Source organism: Pseudomonas sp. NPDC088322 (genome assembly GCF_044740745.1).
Taxonomy (GTDB): domain Bacteria; phylum Pseudomonadota; class Gammaproteobacteria; order Pseudomonadales; family Pseudomonadaceae; genus Aquipseudomonas; species Aquipseudomonas shirazensis.
Map to the genome: position 1 here is coordinate 237,712 of NZ_JBIURK010000005.1, position 17,500 is coordinate 255,211.

Genomic DNA, 17,500 nt, shown 5'->3' on the forward strand with positions numbered 1-17,500 from the left:
CAGTGCGCTTCTCCACAAAGATCAGTAACCGGTCATTTCCAGGTAACCCCTGCCCTGCCCGCTGCCGCCCTCGACCCGCACCGGCCCTTCCCAATACGGGAACCGGGTGCTCATCCAGGCCTGCTTGTACAGCGCTTCGACCTGGACATCGACGCCCTGCTCCGGCAGCCGCACGCGCCAGCGGGTCGGTACGGTTTTACCGTTTGCCTGCTTGCTCGAGGCCAGCACTTGCAGCTCGATCTGCGCCCCCTGGAGTGGCTGGGTCTTGCCGTCGGCGCTGACCCAGGTGCCGGCTTTATAGGCATCGCCGTGAGCTTCGCGCACCTGAAACAGCATTACCTTGGCGCCGCTGTCCAGGTGCAGGGAAAACCAGTCCCAGCCTGACTGCCCGGCCGCCAGAGGTTGGCTGCTCCATTCGCGATCGAGCCAGGCCTGACCGGTAACGGCCACGTGCTGGCCGTCACGCTCGACTTCGCCACTGACCTGATAGAACGGTTGGCTGTAGTAATAGGAAGCCTGGCCTTTGCCGGATTTTTCGCTGTAGCCCTTGGCCCCGTGCAGCACCAATGGCCGCTCACTGACCAAGTGCAGATCAAAGCGGAAATCCTCGCCTGCGGCTTTCATCTGCAACTGGCCAATCCCATTGCCGCCCTGCAGCGACCAATCATCTATCCAGGCGCGAAATGGCTGCGCCTCAACCCCAGCCTGGCCGATGCCACCGCGGGCGAGCACCTCACTGGACTGATGACCGCCCGGCCCGGTCAGCGCCGCGTGGCCCATCCACAGATTGGGGCTGTTCCAGTCGGCGGTTTCTGCGCCAGGGCGCAATGCCGAACGAAACAAGGTCCACTGCGCGCCCCACTGCCGCCCCTGGGCATCCTGCAAGTTGGCGGTGACGTACCACCACTCGATGCGGAAGCCGTCGTGGGCGCCATGATCACGCGGGAACTGCAGCTCATGGCCCGGCGTGACCTGCTGGAAGGCGCTGGCCTCCTGCCCCAAGCCGGCAAAACTGTTGGGCTCGGGTGCAGGCGCATCGCAGCCTGCAAGCAGCAGGCACAGCGCGGTCAGCCAGGGTTTAACGTTCATTGGCAAACTGCCTCAAGAGATCGCTGGGTTGCCTGCGTGCCAGTTGCCAGAGCGGCCAGACGCTGGCCAGAAAGCTGGTCAGCACGCCGAGCACTGCCAGTTGCAGCAGCTGACCGGGGAACACATAGAGCGGCAGACGCCAACCAAACGCCTGCACGTTGACCACGGCCACCAGGCACCAGGCCAGCAGCAAGCCAAGCGGAATCGCCAGCAACACGGTGCAACTGCTCAGCATCAGGGTCTGGCCGAGTGTCAGCCAGATCAACCGACGGCGTTCGACCCCCAGCGCCCACAACGGCGCCAACTGGCCCAGGCGGCTCTGGCCGAGGCTCAGCAGGCTGATGAACAACGCCACACCAGCGATACCGAGGGTCAGGCTGTTGAGTGCGGCGGTAGCGGCAAAGGTGCGCTCGAACACCGCAGCAGACCATCGCTTGAGCGTGGTCTGCTCAACCATGCGGCTGTCATCGAGGCTGAACTGTTGGCCCAGCGCCCGCTTTAGCGCCGGCAAATGCTCGCCAGCCAAGGTCAGGCCCAGATTGCTCAACGTCGCCTGCGGCCAGTGCTGGCGTAACCAGTCGGCGCTGATCAGCAGGTGCCCTTTGGGATTGCCATAATCGGCATAGATGCCCACTACCGGCATCGTTTGGGCTGATGGCTCGGGCAGTTGCAAGGCGTCGCCAAGACCCAGCTGCAGGCGCCTGGCCAACTGTTCGCTGAGCATGATCCCGCGCCCCTGCGCAAGCTGCTCCCAGGCACCGGCGGATTTTTCCAGCAGCGGCCAGTGATTGTTGTAGTACGGGTGATCGACGATGCCCTGGACCTGCGTCGGCCATTGCTGCAGCCGCCACTCGACGCGCCAGTTGGGCAGCACCGCGGTGACTTCGGGCTGGCGTGCCAGCCAGTCGCTGATCTGCACTGCCTGGGCAGTGTCGCGTGGGGTCAGGTACAGGTCTGCCGACAGGCGCTGATCGAGCCAGCCGGTAAAGGTGCGGCGAAAGCCCTCGGTCATGCTGCCCACACCGACGCTGGCGGCCAACGCCAGCAGCAAGGCCATCAGCGCCAGGCTCAGCGCCGGCAATTGCTGGCGGCTGTCGGCCACGAACCATTGCGGCAATGGCCGCCGGCACAAGCGCGCCAAACCGGCCAGGGCAAGCTCGAGCAAGGCCGGCAGCAATAGCGCCGCTGCCAGCAGCAATGCCGCGAGCAGGACAAAGGCGCTGCTCAGGTTATTGCCCCACTGCCAGCACCCCAGCGCTACCAAACCAAGCAACAAGGCGACCAACGCCTGACGAAGCAGCCACGGCCCTTGGGCCAGGCGCCAGGCCTGTGGCTGGGCAAGCGCCAGCAGCGGCAGGCGCGCAGCGCGCAGCACGCTGCTGACACCGGCCAACAACGCACCGAGCAGACTCACGCCGACGCCGGCCAACCACCACTGCGGCGACAGGCTCAGCTGCCCGGCGATCTGCGCTCCATACAAGCCGCGCACGCTGGCCGCGAAGTCAGGCAACAACAGGCTGGCCAGCAGATAACCACTGACCACCCCGGCGAGGCCGCCGAGCAACGCGAACGCACCCAGCTCCAGCGCCAGCCCGGTCAACAGCACCCGCAAGCTGACACCGCAGGCACGCAAGGTTCTGATCAAGCCGCGCCGTTGCTCCAGCGCCAGGCCAATGGCCGCATGGGCAATGAACAGGCCGACCACGAATGCCAGCAAGCCCAGCGCAGTCAGGTTGAGGTGAAAGCTGTCGGTCAGGCGCTGCAGATCACCGTCGTCGCCACCGGTTTGCAGCATAAGCTGGGCGGCGATGTCGGCAGGCAGCGCGGTGGGTTGTTTTTCGAGCAGCAGACGCGACAGTTGTCCTGGCGCGCCGAGCAGCGCCTGCGCGTGGCCGATATCGACCACGATCACCCCAGGCGCCAGTTCCGCTTGCAGGACCAACGGCGGCATCAGCTGACCATCGCGGGTGCGCGCGCGCTCACCCGGTTGCAGGTTCAACTGGCGTAGCGTGTCTGGACTGATCCAGGCTTGCCCAGGGCTGTCGATGAAAGCCGCAAGCTCGAACGCTTGCGCCTGTACCCCGGCCACGGCCATCTTCGCTGGCAGGCTCAGCGGTTCAATACCGATCAAGCGCACTGCCTGAGTCGCGCTTCCTGAAAGTTGCAGGCGGCCTTCCAGAACCGGCGTCACCGGCACGCCTCTAGTGCGCAGTTGCACATACAGCGCTTGCGCTAGATGCTCGCCCTGACGCGGCACCAGTTGCGTCTGGCTGGCACCCGAAAGCACACCACTGGCACGGGCATAGTCGCTGCGGGCCTGGCTGTTGAGCGCCTGCACGCCGGTCCACAATGCCGTTGCCAGCCATAGCCCGGTAAAGATACTGAAGCACTGCAAGCGGTGCCGGCGCCAATGGCTGAGCAGCGCCTGCAAGGTGATCAGCAGGCTGGCCATCAATCCGGCTCCGGCTGAACACGTCCAGCCTTGAGGAAGCACCGATGTTCGAGCCGCGCCGCCAACTGCCGGCTGTGGGTCACCATCAACAGGCTGCTGCCCGCCTGGGCAACCAGCTCGAGCATCAGTTGCAGGACTTCTTCACTGCTTGCTTCATCGAGGCTGCCGGTGGGCTCGTCGGCCAGCACCAGCGCCGGCCGTCCCGCCAACGCACGACCAATCGCCACACGTTGCTGCTGGCCGCCCGACAGCTGCTCGGGGTAGCGCTGCAACAACTCGGTCAACCCAAGCCGCTCCGCCAGCTGCGCGGTCCAGGCAGGATCGTGGCGCCCGGCTAAGCGGGCTTGAAACGCCAGATTGGCGGCAACGTCGAGGCTGCTGATCAAGTTGTACTGCTGGAACACCAGGCCAATGCTGTCGCGCCGCCAGCGTGCCAGCGCCGTTTCGTCCCGCGTATCGAGGGGTACATCCTCGATCAGTATCCTGCCGCTGTCAGCCCGATCAAGTCCGGCGAGCAGATGCAGCAACGTGCTTTTGCCACTACCGGATTCGCCCATCAGCGCCAGGCTGCTGCCCCGCGCCAGTTGCAGGTCGACGCCCTGCAGCACAGGCAGAACGCCCTGGGCGGTATTGAATGACTTGCGCAGCTGCTCGACGACCAACATCGGTGGGGGCTTCCTCTCAGGGCACAACGGGCGTTAATCACTAACTCTTGGGCACAGCGTTGCAGCCATAGGTTGCATCGTTCTGCCCTTCAAGGGTAGGCGCAATCGGGGCTAAACTGAGGTAAGAACATCATCAGGCTTACAGGAACCTCCATGGCCCGCACTGCGATACCTGGCTACCACCCATCGTGGTTGCTGCTGATCCTGCTCATCGGCAGCCTTGCATCGCTGACGGGATGCTCGAACAAATCCAGCGCTACGCGCTATGCCCAAGCAGGCGCGAACTGCTTCGCCAAGGCAGTGCCGACCGCTGGCGAGGGTGGCCTGGCATGGGGCAACACGTTGAGCGCGGCGCGCAAGAAATCCATGGACAGCTGCATGCGCTATGCGAGCCGTTCAGGCGGTACGCCGAAGACCTGTCAGGTGGTGATGGCCAAGTGCAAGTGATGGGTGGCGGCTACGAGCGGGCCCGCTAGTTCGAGCTATAAGGTTGGTTCACTCGGTTGGTCGTAAGACCGCCCGCCCGCAGCCACCATTGCGATTGTTCAGGCATTGCACCTGAACAATCGCGCAATCATGGTCGGCCAGTGGGCAGGCAGCAATCAGGCGAATCTTATTGCCAGGGATTACTGCAGCCACGGCGGCGGTGGCGGCTCCTCGCTCTTGACCGGGCCACGCTCGGCTTCTTCACGACCGGCACGGCGACGTTCGTCATCCATCCGCGCCGCTTCGATCTCGCGCAGCACGCCGCCGACATCGGCGTCGTGGTCGTCATCCTCGAACTCGCCGGTCAGCGGGCTATCGGGCAACAATTCCCCGGCCTCGAACAGCGACCACATCTCCCGGGCGTAGCGGGTGTCCTTGAGCTCGGGAGCAAAGCGCCCGAAGTAACCGCTCATGTTCGCCACGTCACGATCGAGCATGCTGAAAGCATGGTTGTTGGCGGCAGCATCGACGGCCTGCGGCAAGTCGATGATCACCGGGCCATCCGGGCCGAGCAGGACGTTGAATTCGGACAAGTCACCGTGCACCAGCCCTGCACAGAGCATCAAGACGATCTGGCGGATCACGAACGCGTGGTATTCACGCGCCTGATCCGGCTCCAGGTGAACGTCGTTGAGGCGTGGCGCGGCGTTGCCGTCGGCATCGACCACCAGCTCCATCAACAGCACGCCGTCCTGGAAGTCGTAGGGCTTGGGCACTCGCACGCCGGCATGCGCGAGGCGGAACAAGGCGGCCACCTCGGCGTTCTGCCAGGCATCTTCGGCTTCCTTGCGACCGTACTTGGAACCCTTGGCCATGGCCCGCGCCTGGCGGCTGTTGCGCACCGTGCGCCCTTCCTGGTACTCGGCCGCCTGGCGGAAGCTACGTTTGTTGGCCTCCTTGTAGACCTTGGCACAACGCACCTGGTTACCGCAGCGCACCACATACACCGCTGCTTCCTTGCCACTCATCAAGGGCCGCAACACCTCGTCGACCAGACCGTCTTCGATCAGCGGCTCAATACGTTTTGGAGTCTTCATCAGGTTTAATTCAGGGTCCTGTTCTGCCAGACACATGGTTTGCCGGCCATCCTCTCACAGCCTGATCCGACTTGCTCGTTTCGAGCTAATCAATACGCGGATGTTGTTGTACCAAATGCGTGCGTTTGGCCTCAAGTTCAGCAATCTGCTCGTCAATGTCCTCGATTTTTTGTTCAATGTTGTCGTGGTGTTCCTGCAGCAGTTCACGCGCTTCATCGATGTCCGAGGCGGCGGGCGCAGCGCCGCGCAATGGCTGATTGGCAGTTTCTTTCATGGTGATACCGGTGATCAGACCGATCAGGGCAATGACCATCAGGTAGTAAGCCGGCATGTACAGGTTGTTGGTGCTTTCTACCAGCCAGGCGGCGATGGTCGGGGTCAGGCCGGCAATCAGCACAGAAATATTGAAGGCACTGGCCAGCGCGCTGTAGCGAATGTGCGTAGGGAACATCGCCGGCAGCGTCGAAGCCATCACCCCGATGAAGAAGTTGAGCAGCACCGCCAACATCAGCAAACCGGCGAAGATCAGCCCGAGCACACCGCTGGTGATCAGCATGAAGGCCGGGATGGCCAGTGCGAACAAGCCGATGCTGCCGCACAGGATGAACGGGCGGCGGCCGTATTTATCGCTGAGGAAGCCGATCAGAGGCTGCACGAAGAGCATGCCCACCATGATCGCGATGATGATCAGCACCCCGCGGTTCTCGCTGTAATGCAGGTTGTGCGACAAGTAGCTGGGCATGTAAGTCAGCAGCATGTAATAGGTGACGTTGGTGGCGATGACTACGCCTACGCAGGTCAGCAGGCTGCGCCAGTGCTTGGTAGCCACCTCCTTGAACGACACCTTCGGACCGCCAGCCAGGCCTTCGCGATCGCCCTGCTCGAGCTTGTCGACATGCTGCTGGAAGGCGGGGGTCTCTTCCAGCGCATGACGCAGGTACAGGCCGATCATGCCCAGCGGCAGCGCCAGCAGAAACGGCACCCGCCAGCCCCACTCCTGGAACCTCTCTTCACCGATCATGGCCGAGATGAACACCACCAGGCCGGCGCCGGCAACAAAGCCTGCGATCGAGCCGAAGTCGAGCCAACTGCCGAGGAAGCCGCGCTTGCGGTCCGGGGCGTACTCGGCGACGAAGATCGAGGCACCGGTGTATTCACCCCCTACCGAGAAGCCCTGGGCCATCTTGCACAGCAGTAGCAGGATGGGCGCCCAGATACCAATCGCGGCATAGGACGGAATCAAGCCAATGGCGAAGGTGCTCAGGGACATGATCACAATGGTGGCGGCGAGGACCTTCTGCCTGCCGTATTTGTCGCCGAGGGCGCCGAAGAACAGCCCGCCCAGGGGCCGAATCAGGAATGGCACCGAGAACGTACCCAAGGCTGCGATCATCTGTACGCTGGGGTCAGCGCCGGGGAAAAAGACCTTGCCGAGCACATAGGCGACAAAGCCATAGACGCCGAAGTCGAACCACTCCATGGCGTTGCCAAGCGCTGCGGCGGTGATCGCCTTGCGCATCTTGGCGTCGTCAACAATGGTGATGTCTTTCAAGCCGATCGGCTTGACGCTTTTTTTGCGTGATTTCATATCTGCCACTCTGTTACTGACGTGTCCATTACCGGTTGCCATTGTTTTAATGGCCAGGCTCTAAGGCATCAGATACAAAGGGTTACGAAAAAATTCACTGAGCGCCGACATTTTTCGCGCCAGCAAACAGGCCATCCGCTCTGAGGCTCCACGCAGATGGCCTGGTATTGGTGCTCAGCGCAGCATTACTGACTGCGCGTTACTCGCCAAATGGTGTTGGCGAGGTCGTCGGCGATGATCAGCGCACCACGCGGATCCACCGTCACACCCACCGGGCGACCGCGGGTCTTGCCATCTTCACCACGGAAGCCGGTGGCAAAGTCGATCGGCTCGCCGGCCGGCTTGCCATTGCTGAACGGCACGAAAATCACCTTGTAGCCCACGGGGTTGGGGCGGTTCCAGCTACCGTGCTCACCGACGAACGCGCCCTCGGCAAACTGCGCGCCCATGGCCGCCACCGAAAAATCAACGCCCAGAGCCGCAACGTGGGAGCCGAGGCTGTAATCCGGCTTGATCGCCGCAGCAACTTTTTCGGGGTTCTGCGGCTGCGCACGTGGGTCGACGTTCTGCCCCCAGTAGCTATAGGGCCAGCCGTAGAAGCCCCCCGCTTTGACTGAGGTCAGGTAGTCAGGCACCAGGTCAGGGCCAAGCTCATCGCGCTCGTTGACCACAGCCCACAGTTCACCGCTGGTGGGTTCGATACTCAGCGCAGTCGGGTTACGCAGGCCAGTCGCATACGGCTTGTGCGCGCCGGTCTGGGCGTCGATCTGCCAGACCATGGCCCGATCTATTTCGACCTCCATGCCGCGCTCGGTGATATTGCTGTTGGAGCCGATGCCGACGTACAGGTAGCGCCCGTCGGGGCTGATCGTCAGCGCCTTGGTCCAGTGGTGGTTGATCTCGGCCGGCAGGTCGCTGACCTTACTGGGCGGGCCACTGGCCTTGGTCTGGCCATCCGCGTAGTCAAAGCGCACCAGCGCATCCTGATTGGCCACGTACACGCTGCCCTCGAAGTAGGCCAGGCCATAGGGTGCGTTGAGGCCTTCGGCGAACACCGTTTTCACTTCGTACTTGCCGTCACCATCAGCGTCACGCAGCAAGGTCAGGCGGTTACCGCCCTTGACCTGGGTATTGCCCTTGGCCTTGATAGAGCTGGCGATGACGTCCTTGGGCTTGAGTTTGGCCGCACTGCCGCCGCGCCCTTCCGCTACCAGAATATCGCCGTTGGGCAGCACCAGCGTCTGCCGCGGGATCTTCAGGTCAGTGGCAATCGCAGTGACGTTGAAGCCCTGCGGTACGGTTGGCTTGAGATCGCCCCAGGCGGTCGGCTCGGCGATTTTCATGCTCGGCAACAGGCCGCGCTGCTGATCAGGCAGTTTCGGGTTGGCGCCGTAGGTTTGCGTGGCGTCGCCCTCGCCACCGCAGGCGCTGAGCAGCAGCGCCATGCTCAAGGCTGTCAGTGCATGTACGCGGTTCATCGCACACCTCCGGAGCGCAGATTGGTCAGGCCGAGGCCGGTTGCGATGCACGCCAACGCACTGACGATGACCGACAACACCAGCCCCGACGGCATAACGGCCCAGGCATCCTTGGCATGCTCAAAGGCGTTCATCAGGCCCAGCAGCCAGGTAGCCAGCAGCAGCGCGAAGTACACCACTGGGCGCCCACCCTTGTGCTCGGCGCGGATCAGATTGACCAGGGCAAACAGCAATGCCAATCCGCAGAACAGCAAGCCACCGGCAATCAGCCAGGCAGCAAAGTTGGCCCATTGAATCTGGTAGCTTTGGTAATAGGCTATGTCACTGAGCAAGGCGCCGAGAAACAGCGGCACGGTACCGGCCAACAGAGTCGCGTGCAGCGCTCCTGGCCGGCAGCGATAGAGGGTTGAGTCGTTCACGGTGGCTCCTTTCATCGATCCAGAGGTCCCTCCCTGCACAGACTGCGCCTGGAGGCCTAATGAAAGATCGCTCGGCCAAAGCGATAGTTCAGCGCAATTGCAGACAGGGCTGTAATCTGGCCGCTACCCGTTTGCTGAGCGGTGCCGGTTGAGGACTAGAGTTTTGGGCAAAGACGCAGACAACCCGTGCATATCCAAATGCCAGATCCGCGACGAAGTTTGCCTGGGCTGCGGGCGCAGCAAAGACGATATTCGCAAGTGGAAGAAGATGAAGAAGAGCGAGCGCATCGAGGCTGTGCAAAAGGCCAAGGCGCGCTTGAAGGCTATCAAGAAAGGCAAAAAATAAGGGGGGCCGCAGAGCAGCCCCGCGTGGTAACCGCTTAGCCCGCGAACTTGGCCCGCGCTGCGTGCAGCTTCTTGTAGCTGTCGACCAAGCGCAGGTGCCGATCGAGCCCCTCCAGCTTCATACTGGTCGGCGTCAAGCCATGGAAGCGCACGTTGCCCTCGACCGAGCCCACGACCGCATCCATCCGCGCATTGCCGAACATGCGGCGCAAGTTGACCTCGTAGTCGGCCAGTTCCAGTTCATCATCGAGCACCACTTCCAGCACCACGTTGAGCGCCTGATAGAACAGGCCGCGCTCAACGGTGTTGTCGTTGAACTGCAGGAACGCTTCTACCAGTTCCTTGGCTTCGTCGAAGCGCTTCAAGGCGAGCTTGATCAGCAGCTTCAATTCCAGAATGGTCAACTGGCCCCACACCGTGTTGTCGTCGAACTCCACACCGATCAAGGTGGTGATGTCGGTGTATTCGTCCACTTCGCAGTTATCCAGACGCTTGACCAGCGCCTTCAGGCTGCGATCGTCCAGGCGGTGCAGGTTGAGGATGTCTTCGCGGAACAGCAGCGCCTTGTTGGTGTTATCCCAGATCAAGTCTTCAACCGGATAGATCTCGGAATAGTCCGGCACCAGGATACGGCAGGCCTTGGCGCCAAGGTGCTCGTACACGGCCATGTACACTTCCTTGCCCAGCAATTCGAGGATGCCGAACAGGGTTGCAGCCTCTTCCTCGTTGGAGTTTTCCCCTTCACCAGAGAAGTCCCACTCAACGAATTCGAAGTCGGCCTTGGCACTGAAGAAGCGCCATGAGACGACACCGCTGGAGTCGATGAAGTGCTCGACGAAGTTGTTCGGCTCGGTCACTGCGTGGCTCTCGAACGTCGGCTGCGGCAGGTCATTGAGACCTTCGAAGCTGCGTCCCTGAAGCAACTCGGTGAGGCTGCGCTCAAGCGCGACTTCCAGGCTTGGGTGCGCGCCGAACGAGGCGAACACGCCGCCGGTGCGCGGATTCATCAAGGTCACACACATGACCGGGAATTCGCCGCCCAGCGAGGCATCCTTGACCAGCACCGGGAAGCCCTGCTCTTCCAGCCCCTTGATCCCGGCGAGGATGCCCGGGTATTTGGCCAGCACGTCCTCAGGAACATCAGGCAGGGCCAGTTCACCCTCAAGAATTTCCCGTTTTACCGCACGTTCGAAAATCTCTGACAGGCACTGCACCTGCGCCTCGGCCAGAGTGTTGCCGGCGCTCATGCCGTTGCTCAGGTACAGGTTTTCGATCAGGTTGGAGGGGAAGTACACCACTTCACCGTCAGACTGACGAACGAACGGCAGCGAACAAATGCCGCGCTTCACATTGCCCGAGTTGGTGTCGTACAGGTGCGAGCCGCGCAGTTCGCCGTCGGGGTTGTAGATCTCGAGGCAGTACTCATCGAGGATCTCGACAGGCAAGGCGTCCTTGCTGCCGGGTTTGAACCAGCGCTCGTCCGGGTAATGCACGAACTCGGCGTTGGCGATGTCTTCGCCCCAGAACTGATCGTTGTAGAAGAAGTTGCAGTTGAGGCGTTCGATGAACTCGCCCAGCGCCGAAGCCAGGGCTCCTTCCTTGGTGGCGCCCTTGCCGTTGGTAAAGCACATGGGCGAATGCGCATCGCGCACGTGCAATGACCAGACGTTGGGCACGATATTGCGCCACGAGGCGATTTCGATCTTCATCCCAAGGCCCGCGAGAATGCCCGACATGTTGGCAATGGTCTGCTCCAGTGGCAGGTCCTTGCCAGCGATGTACGTGCTTGCCTGCGGATCGCTGTCGAGCATCAACAAGGCTTGCGCATCAGCATCCAGGTTAGCCACCTGTTCGATGACGAACTCTGGGCCGGCCTGTACCACCTTCTTCACCGTGCAACGGTCGATCGAACGCAGGATGCCCTGGCGGTCCTTGTCGGAGATATCCGCCGGCAGTTCGACCTGGATCTTGAAGATCTGGTTGTAGCGGTTTTCCGGGTCGACGATATTGTTTTGCGACAGGCGAATGTTGTCGGTGGGGATGTTGCGCGTTTCGCAATACAACTTCACGAAGTAAGCCGCACACAATGCCGACGAAGCCAGGAAGTAGTCGAACGGACCCGGCGCCGAGCCATCGCCCTTGTAGCGAATGGGCTGATCGGCGACCACCGTGAAATCATCGAACTTGGCTTCAAGTCGGAGGTTGTCGAGAAAGTTAACCTTGATTTCCATGCGGGATTACCATGATAAAGCGAAACGAAATGGCCGCCATTATCCGGATTTTTGCCGCGCAAGTCTTTGCCGATCAGCGCGGCGTACAGGTTGCAGCCGCTGGCGTGCTTGCTTAGCGTCAAGGCCGCTCATAAAATGATAATGACTCCCAATTGCGCTTCGAGCCTTTTATGACCTCCAGCCATCGCCCGCTGAACCGTCAGGTGCAGTGCCTTTACCAGGAACATCAGCGTTGGCTGTTGAGCTGGCTGCGCCCCCGCGTCGACTGCCGTGAGCTTGCCGCAGACCTGGTGCAGGATGTGTTCATTCGGGTGCTCAGTGCCAAGGATGCGCAGAATCAGCTTGAGGCAGTGCGCGAACCCAAGAGTTACCTGGCCACCATCGCCCGCCGCCTGATGATCGACCATTTTCGCCGGGCTCGACTCGAACGCGCCTGGCTGCAGGCCCTGGCCGAGCAACCCGAGGCGGTCAGCATCAGCGAAGAAACCCGCGCGATTTTGCTCGAAAGCCTGTGCGAACTGGATGCGATGCTCGCCGGCCTGGGCCCAAACGTGCGCCAGGCGTTTTTGCTGTCGCAACTCGACGGCATGAGCTACAAGCTGATTGCAGAGCAATTGCAGGTTTCGGTGGTGACGGTTACCCGCTATGTAGCCAAGGCCACCCAGCATTGCGTGCTGTTCAGCCTGGGCGCCGAACGCTGATGACCGTTCTCCACGCTCGACAACGCGCAGCCCTGGAACAAGCCGCAGGATGGTTTGGGCTTTTGCAATGCGAGGAAGCCTCGGTTGCAGACCAGGCTGGCTGGCAAGCATGGCTCGACCGCGATGAATACAATCGCTGGGCCTGGGCTCAGATCGAACAACTGCAACAACGTCTGCATGGCATGCCCACGAACGTTACCGGGCGAGCGCTGCGCCTAGCCGATCAGCCCGCGCTGGATAGCAGACGCGCCGTGCTCAAAGGTTTCGCCTTGATGATGGGTACCGGCGCGCTTGGCTACGCAGGTTATCGCCAAGGCCAACGCGCAGGCTGGATGGCTGACTACCAGACACGCACCGGCGAGCGGCTCAATACGGTGCTCGCCGACGGATCGCGCCTGCAACTGAACACCGCCAGTGCCGTCGACGTGCTCTACAGCGCAACTCAACGCCGAATACAACTGCACAGAGGCGAGCTGCTGCTTACCAGCGCCGCCGACCCTGCTCGTCGGCCGCTGCAGGTGCAGACCGCACAGGGCAGCATTCAGGCGCTGGGCACGCGCTTCGCCGTCAGGGCCGACGGCGCGAGCACGCTGGTCAGCGTTTTTCAACATCAGGTGCGTGTCACCCCAAACGGCGCTGCGCCAGTGGTGCTCGATGCAGGCACCCAATGCCGCTTCAACGCCAGCCAGCTTGGCGCGGTGCAACCGATCAATGCCGGTCAGGACGCCTGGAGCGAGGGCATGCTGGTGGCCAATGATCAGCGTCTGGATGCGTTTCTCGCTGAACTGAGCCGCTATCGCCCCGGCTGGTTACGCTGCGACCCCGCGGTCGCAGGGCTGCGCATCAGCGGCGCCTTCGCGATCGACGACAGCGACCAGACCTTGCGCGCACTGAGCACGACCCTGCCCGTGCGCGTAGTACAAACCACACGCTATTGGGTCACAGTGGTAGCGCTATAAAGCATCCTGGTTCGGTAATCGCCCATTTTCAACCAGCAAACGTGCTAGCCGATTGACGAATTAACCAGATAGTACAAATATCGGGGCAATCAAAAACAACAAAGTGATCTGCCATGACGCCCCGAATTCTCGTGCTCAACGGCCCCAATCTCAATCTGCTCGGCACCCGCGAACCTGAACAGTATGGCCGCGAGACGCTCGCCGACCTCGCCAACAGCTGCGCCGACAGCGCCCGCGATCTGGGCCTGGATATCGAGTTCCGCCAGACCAACCACGAAGGCGAACTGATCGACTGGATCCACGCCGCCCGCGGTCGTTGCGCCGGCATCGTGATCAACCCTGGTGCGTGGACCCACACCTCGGTGGCCATCCGTGATGCGCTGGTCGCCAGCGAGCTGCCAGTGATCGAAGTACACCTGTCCAATGTGCACAAGCGTGAGCCGTTCCGGCATATCTCGTTCGTCTCGTCGATTGCCGTTGGGGTGATCTGCGGCCTGGGTAGCCATGGCTATCGCATGGCGCTGGCGCACTTTGGGCAGATGTTCGCGGAGCAAGCAGCATGAGCCAACCAAGCATTCTGGCCGGCCTGATTGGCCGCGGCATCCAGGCATCCCGCACCCCTGCCCTGCATGAGCACGAGGGCGACGCGCAATCGCTGCGTTACCTGTATCGGCTGATCGATGCCGACCAGCTGGGGTTGGAAGACAGCGCCCTGCCCGATCTGCTTGAGGCCGCGCAACGCACCGGCTTTACCGGCCTCAACATCACCTTCCCGTTCAAGCAGGCGATCCTGCCGTTGCTCGATGAGCTGTCTGATGAAGCGCGTGGCATTGGCGCGGTGAACACAGTGGTGTTCAAGGACGGCAAGCGCATTGGTCATAACACTGATTGCCTGGGCTTCGCCGAGGGTTTCCGACGCGGGCTGGGCGACGTCAGCAAGCGCTTGGTGGTGCAGATGGGCGCCGGTGGCGCCGGTGCTGCAGTGGCCCATGCCCTGCTCGCTGAAGGAGTCGAACAGCTGGTGCTGTTCGAAGTCGATGTTGCGCGCGGGCAAGCCCTGGTCGACAACCTGAACCAGCGCTTCGGCGCAGGCCGAGCTGCCCTAGGCGGTGATCTCGCTGCCACCCTGGCCGATGCCGATGGCCTGGTCAACACCACACCGGTGGGCATGGCCAAGCTGCCAGGCACACCCTTGCCAGTGGAACTGCTGCACGCGCGGCTATGGGTTGCCGAGATCATCTACTTCCCGCTTGAGACAGCACTGCTGCGCCACGCCCGTGCGCTCGGCTGCCGCACCCTCGACGGTGGCAACATGGCGGTGTTTCAAGCGGTCAAGGCATTCGAGCTGATCAGCGGCAGAGTCGCAGACGCCAGCAGGATGCAGGCGCATTTCGCCAGCATGAATTGAAATGCCGGGCGACGGGCTGCCGAGGCTGCAGCCCGCTTGCCTCAGCTTTCATGGCAGCCACTGGTGGCATAGCTGCGGTATTCAACGCTCTGGCGCTGGCCGTGCGAATCGAGATACTCGATGCGCGAGTTGACTACCCCGCACGCATTGCTGCGGTCATCTTCTACCGACAGTACTTTCTTCACGTCCAGCCGATCGCCATAGCGATAGTGCATGGCGCTGCTGCTTTCCATCGATACGCTGCTGGCTTGCGCAGCGATGGTGGCGCTGCTGGCAACGGCGAACAAGGCTGCACGGGCAATAGTCTTGAAGTTCATGGCAACGCTCCTGGCTAGGTGGGGAAGACCACGCTTCCCGTTGAGTGCCATTTCACCCCCGACAGGTATCTGCCCTGTGTCGCCGAAGCGGCGTTATTGCGAGCCCGTGTATCTGCAGCACTGCGAGATACACTGCAATACAAAGCCGCGCAGTCAAGCGCCTTGGCGCTCGGTACACTGCGTCCATTCTCGCTGAGACGGACTTGCCTGATGGATCACATCGACCACATCCTAATCGTCGACGACGATCGCGAAATCCGCGAGCTGGTCGGCAATTACCTGAAGAAGAACGGCCTGCGCACCAGCATTGTCGCCGATGGCCGGCAGATGCGCAGCTTTCTGGAATCGAACACGGTCGATCTGATCGTCCTCGACATCATGATGCCCGGCGACGACGGCCTGCTGCTGTGCCGTGAGTTGCGCGCCGGTCGCCAGCGTACTACGCCGGTTCTGATGCTTACCGCGCGCAATGACGAGACCGATCGCATTGTCGGTCTGGAGATGGGCGCCGATGATTACCTGACCAAACCGTTTTCCGCCCGTGAGCTACTGGCGCGGATCAACGCAGTGCTGCGCCGCACCCGGATGCTGCCGCCGAATCTGACCATCAGTGAAAGCAGCCGATTATTGGCCTTCGGCCAGTGGCGGCTGGATACCAGCGCACGCCACCTGCTTGACCAGCAAGGCACGCTGGTGGCCCTGAGCGGCGCCGAGTACCGGCTGCTGCGGGTGTTCCTCGACCACCCGCAGCGGGTGCTCAGCCGCGAGCAGTTGCTCAACCTTACCCAGGGCCGTGAGGCGGATATCTTCGATCGCTCGATCGACCTGCTGGTCAGCCGCCTGCGTCAGCGTCTGGGCGACGATGCTCGTGAGCCGACCTGCATCAAAACCGTACGCAGCGAAGGTTACGTGTTCTCGCTGGCGGTTCAACTGCTCGAGCCAACACTATGAAATGGCCGCACACGCTGGCTTCGCGGCTGGCCTTGATCTTCTTCAGCGGGCTGGTGCTGGCCTACGGGCTGTCGTTCAGCCTGCAGGCCTATGAGCGCTTTGTCAGCAGCCGCTCGATGATGCTCACCAATCTCGAACAGGATGTAGCCACCTCGGTGGCAATTCTCGACCGCCTGCCCGCAGCAGAGCGCGCCGCCTGGCTGCCGCGGCTGGAGCGCAGCACCTACCGCTACCGGCTCGACAACGGCCAGAGCGGCCAGGCCATGCCCAGCGAGAACCCGCCGATGGCGGCCGAGTCGGTGGTCAAGGCAATTGGCAAGGACCATCACCTGACGTTCCTGGAGATCCCCGGTCAGGACGCGCACTTCCAGGTCCATCTGCGCCTGGCCGACGGCGCCCCGCTGACCATCGATGTAACGCCCGCCCTGGCACCGGTAGCCAGCTGGCTGCCGGTTGTGCTGCTGATACAACTGGTGCTGCTGCTGATCTGTACCTGGCTCGCCGTGCACTTGGCGATCGGCCCATTGACGAGGCTATCGCAGGCGGTGGACAACCTCGACCCCAACGCCCCCGGGCCGCAACTGGATGAAAGCGGCCCACGTGAGGTCAGGTATGCGGCAGTGGCCTTCAACGCCCTGCAAGCACGTATCGCTGCCTACCTGAAAGAGCGCATGCAAATCCTCGCGGCGATTTCCCATGATTTGCAGACGCCCATTACCCGCATGAAACTGCGCGTGGAAGTGATGGATGATGGGCAGGAAAAGGACAAATTATCGAGCGACCTGAGCGCCATGGAGCATCTGGTTCGCGAGGGCGTGGCCTATGCCCGCAGCATGGACGGCGGCACCGAAGCGCCGTGCCGCGTTGATGTTGACGCCTTCATCGACAGTATCGTCTTCGATTACCAGGACAGCGGAGCCCAGGTCGAGCGGCTGGGCCATACCGGCGGTACCGTGCAGACCCGGCCGCATGCCTTGCGCCGGGTGCTGGTCAACCTGCTCGATAATGCGCTGAAGTTTGCCGGGGCTGCGCAGCTGGATGTATCCCGGCATAACGACCTGACGATCATCCGCGTGCTCGATGACGGCCCGGGCATACCTCAGGAAGAGCTCGACGAGGTACTCAAGCCGTTTTACCGGGTTGAAGGCTCACGCAATCGTCAGACCGGTGGCACCGGCCTGGGATTGGCGATTGCCCAGCAACTGACGCTTGCGATGGGCGCCAGGCTGACGTTGAGCAACCGCTCGGGCGGCGGACTCTGCGCCCAAATCGAGGTGCCTTGAAGGCGTAGCCGGTACACAGCGATACACAACGCTGTTTGGTCGACACATTGCCGATACCTCAGCGTCGCAGACTCTGCTCTTCCCCTCTTCA

General features: G+C 62.1%; 17 protein-coding genes. 8 read left to right on the forward strand and 9 right to left on the reverse strand.

What is annotated here, in order from left to right; translation table 11 throughout:
* Positions 1–21 precede the first annotated feature (21 nt).
* From ACIOAU_RS14685 to ACIOAU_RS14695, 3 genes are read right to left on the reverse strand one after another with little or no spacing between them, the layout of a single operon-like run.
* Positions 22–1,089 carry a lipocalin-like domain-containing protein gene (locus ACIOAU_RS14685; RefSeq protein WP_150569032.1) on the reverse strand — a complete coding sequence of 356 codons (1,068 nt, stop codon included), beginning with the start codon at positions 1,087–1,089 and terminating at the stop codon, positions 22–24.
* Positions 1,079–3,541, reverse strand: a complete 2,463-nt coding sequence (locus tag ACIOAU_RS14690; RefSeq protein ID WP_150569031.1) for an ABC transporter permease — start codon at positions 3,539–3,541, stop codon at positions 1,079–1,081. Before ACIOAU_RS14690 ends, ACIOAU_RS14685 begins: the two co-directional genes overlap by 11 nt.
* Positions 3,541–4,206, reverse strand: a complete 666-nt coding sequence (locus tag ACIOAU_RS14695) for an ABC transporter ATP-binding protein (RefSeq protein ID WP_188036144.1) — start codon at positions 4,204–4,206, stop codon at positions 3,541–3,543. Before ACIOAU_RS14695 ends, ACIOAU_RS14690 begins: the two co-directional genes overlap by 1 nt.
* Before the next feature lie 153 nt (positions 4,207–4,359).
* Here ACIOAU_RS14695 and ACIOAU_RS14700 point away from each other — a divergent pair, with 153 nt between their 5' ends.
* Positions 4,360–4,653, forward strand: coding sequence for a hypothetical protein (locus tag ACIOAU_RS14700; protein ID WP_101320085.1), 294 nt, complete (start codon positions 4,360–4,362; stop codon positions 4,651–4,653).
* Positions 4,654–4,832: 179 nt separating this feature from the next.
* On the opposite strand, the gene ACIOAU_RS14705 is transcribed toward ACIOAU_RS14700, so the two are convergent.
* The 4 genes from ACIOAU_RS14705 to ACIOAU_RS14720 all read right to left on the reverse strand — a co-directional run bounded on the left by ACIOAU_RS14705 (position 4,833) and on the right by ACIOAU_RS14720 (position 9,229).
* Positions 4,833–5,729 (reverse strand): PA4780 family RIO1-like protein kinase, encoded by an 897-nt coding sequence (locus tag ACIOAU_RS14705; RefSeq protein WP_150571859.1) that lies wholly within the window; start codon positions 5,727–5,729, stop codon positions 4,833–4,835.
* Positions 5,730–5,814: 85 nt separating this feature from the next.
* A complete protein-coding gene (proP, locus tag ACIOAU_RS14710) occupies positions 5,815–7,317 on the reverse strand; it encodes a glycine betaine/L-proline transporter ProP (RefSeq protein ID WP_181087254.1) in 1,503 nt (500 codons plus the stop codon).
* Between the two features lie 185 nt (positions 7,318–7,502).
* Positions 7,503–8,795 (reverse strand): sorbosone dehydrogenase family protein, encoded by a 1,293-nt coding sequence (locus ACIOAU_RS14715; RefSeq protein WP_103437662.1) that lies wholly within the window; start codon positions 8,793–8,795, stop codon positions 7,503–7,505.
* Positions 8,792–9,229 (reverse strand): DUF2231 domain-containing protein, encoded by a 438-nt coding sequence (locus ACIOAU_RS14720; RefSeq protein ID WP_188036146.1) that lies wholly within the window; start codon positions 9,227–9,229, stop codon positions 8,792–8,794. The genes ACIOAU_RS14715 and ACIOAU_RS14720 overlap by 4 nt, the downstream gene beginning before the upstream one ends.
* A 148-nt stretch (positions 9,230–9,377) precedes the next feature.
* On the opposite strand from ACIOAU_RS14720, the gene ACIOAU_RS14725 reads away from it, so the two are divergent.
* A complete protein-coding gene (locus tag ACIOAU_RS14725) occupies positions 9,378–9,560 on the forward strand; it encodes a DUF1289 domain-containing protein (protein ID WP_101320094.1) in 183 nt (60 codons plus the stop codon).
* 34 nt (positions 9,561–9,594) lie between these two features.
* On the opposite strand, the gene ACIOAU_RS14730 is transcribed toward ACIOAU_RS14725, so the two are convergent.
* Positions 9,595–11,790, reverse strand: coding sequence for an OsmC domain/YcaO domain-containing protein (locus ACIOAU_RS14730; RefSeq protein ID WP_401182856.1), 2,196 nt, complete (start codon positions 11,788–11,790; stop codon positions 9,595–9,597).
* 170 nt (positions 11,791–11,960) lie between these two features.
* Here ACIOAU_RS14730 and ACIOAU_RS14735 point away from each other — a divergent pair, with 170 nt between their 5' ends.
* The 4 genes from ACIOAU_RS14735 to ACIOAU_RS14750 all read left to right on the forward strand — a co-directional run bounded on the left by ACIOAU_RS14735 (position 11,961) and on the right by ACIOAU_RS14750 (position 14,858).
* Positions 11,961–12,491: a sigma-70 family RNA polymerase sigma factor gene (locus tag ACIOAU_RS14735; protein ID WP_181087258.1), complete on the forward strand. Its 531-nt coding sequence runs from the start codon at positions 11,961–11,963 to the stop codon at positions 12,489–12,491.
* Positions 12,491–13,450, forward strand: a complete 960-nt coding sequence (locus tag ACIOAU_RS14740; protein ID WP_401182859.1) for a FecR domain-containing protein — start codon at positions 12,491–12,493, stop codon at positions 13,448–13,450. Before ACIOAU_RS14735 ends, ACIOAU_RS14740 begins: the two co-directional genes overlap by 1 nt.
* A 113-nt stretch (positions 13,451–13,563) precedes the next feature.
* Entirely contained in the window at positions 13,564–14,013 is a 450-nt protein-coding gene (gene aroQ, locus ACIOAU_RS14745) for a type II 3-dehydroquinate dehydratase (protein WP_150569023.1), read from the forward strand.
* Positions 14,010–14,858, forward strand: coding sequence for a shikimate dehydrogenase (locus ACIOAU_RS14750; protein ID WP_220633779.1), 849 nt, complete (start codon positions 14,010–14,012; stop codon positions 14,856–14,858). The genes aroQ and ACIOAU_RS14750 overlap by 4 nt, the downstream gene beginning before the upstream one ends.
* A 41-nt stretch (positions 14,859–14,899) precedes the next feature.
* Here ACIOAU_RS14750 and ACIOAU_RS14755 read toward each other — a convergent pair whose 3' ends face one another.
* Positions 14,900–15,175 carry a DUF2790 domain-containing protein gene (locus tag ACIOAU_RS14755; protein WP_101320106.1) on the reverse strand — a complete coding sequence of 92 codons (276 nt, stop codon included), beginning with the start codon at positions 15,173–15,175 and terminating at the stop codon, positions 14,900–14,902.
* Positions 15,176–15,385: 210 nt separating this feature from the next.
* On the opposite strand from ACIOAU_RS14755, the gene ACIOAU_RS14760 reads away from it, so the two are divergent.
* Together ACIOAU_RS14760 and ACIOAU_RS14765 are read left to right on the forward strand one after the other, a co-directional pair.
* A complete protein-coding gene (locus tag ACIOAU_RS14760) occupies positions 15,386–16,126 on the forward strand; it encodes a response regulator (RefSeq protein WP_101320108.1) in 741 nt (246 codons plus the stop codon).
* Positions 16,123–17,409, forward strand: a complete 1,287-nt coding sequence (locus ACIOAU_RS14765) for a HAMP domain-containing sensor histidine kinase (RefSeq protein WP_150569019.1) — start codon at positions 16,123–16,125, stop codon at positions 17,407–17,409. Before ACIOAU_RS14760 ends, ACIOAU_RS14765 begins: the two co-directional genes overlap by 4 nt.
* Positions 17,410–17,500 lie beyond the last annotated feature (91 nt).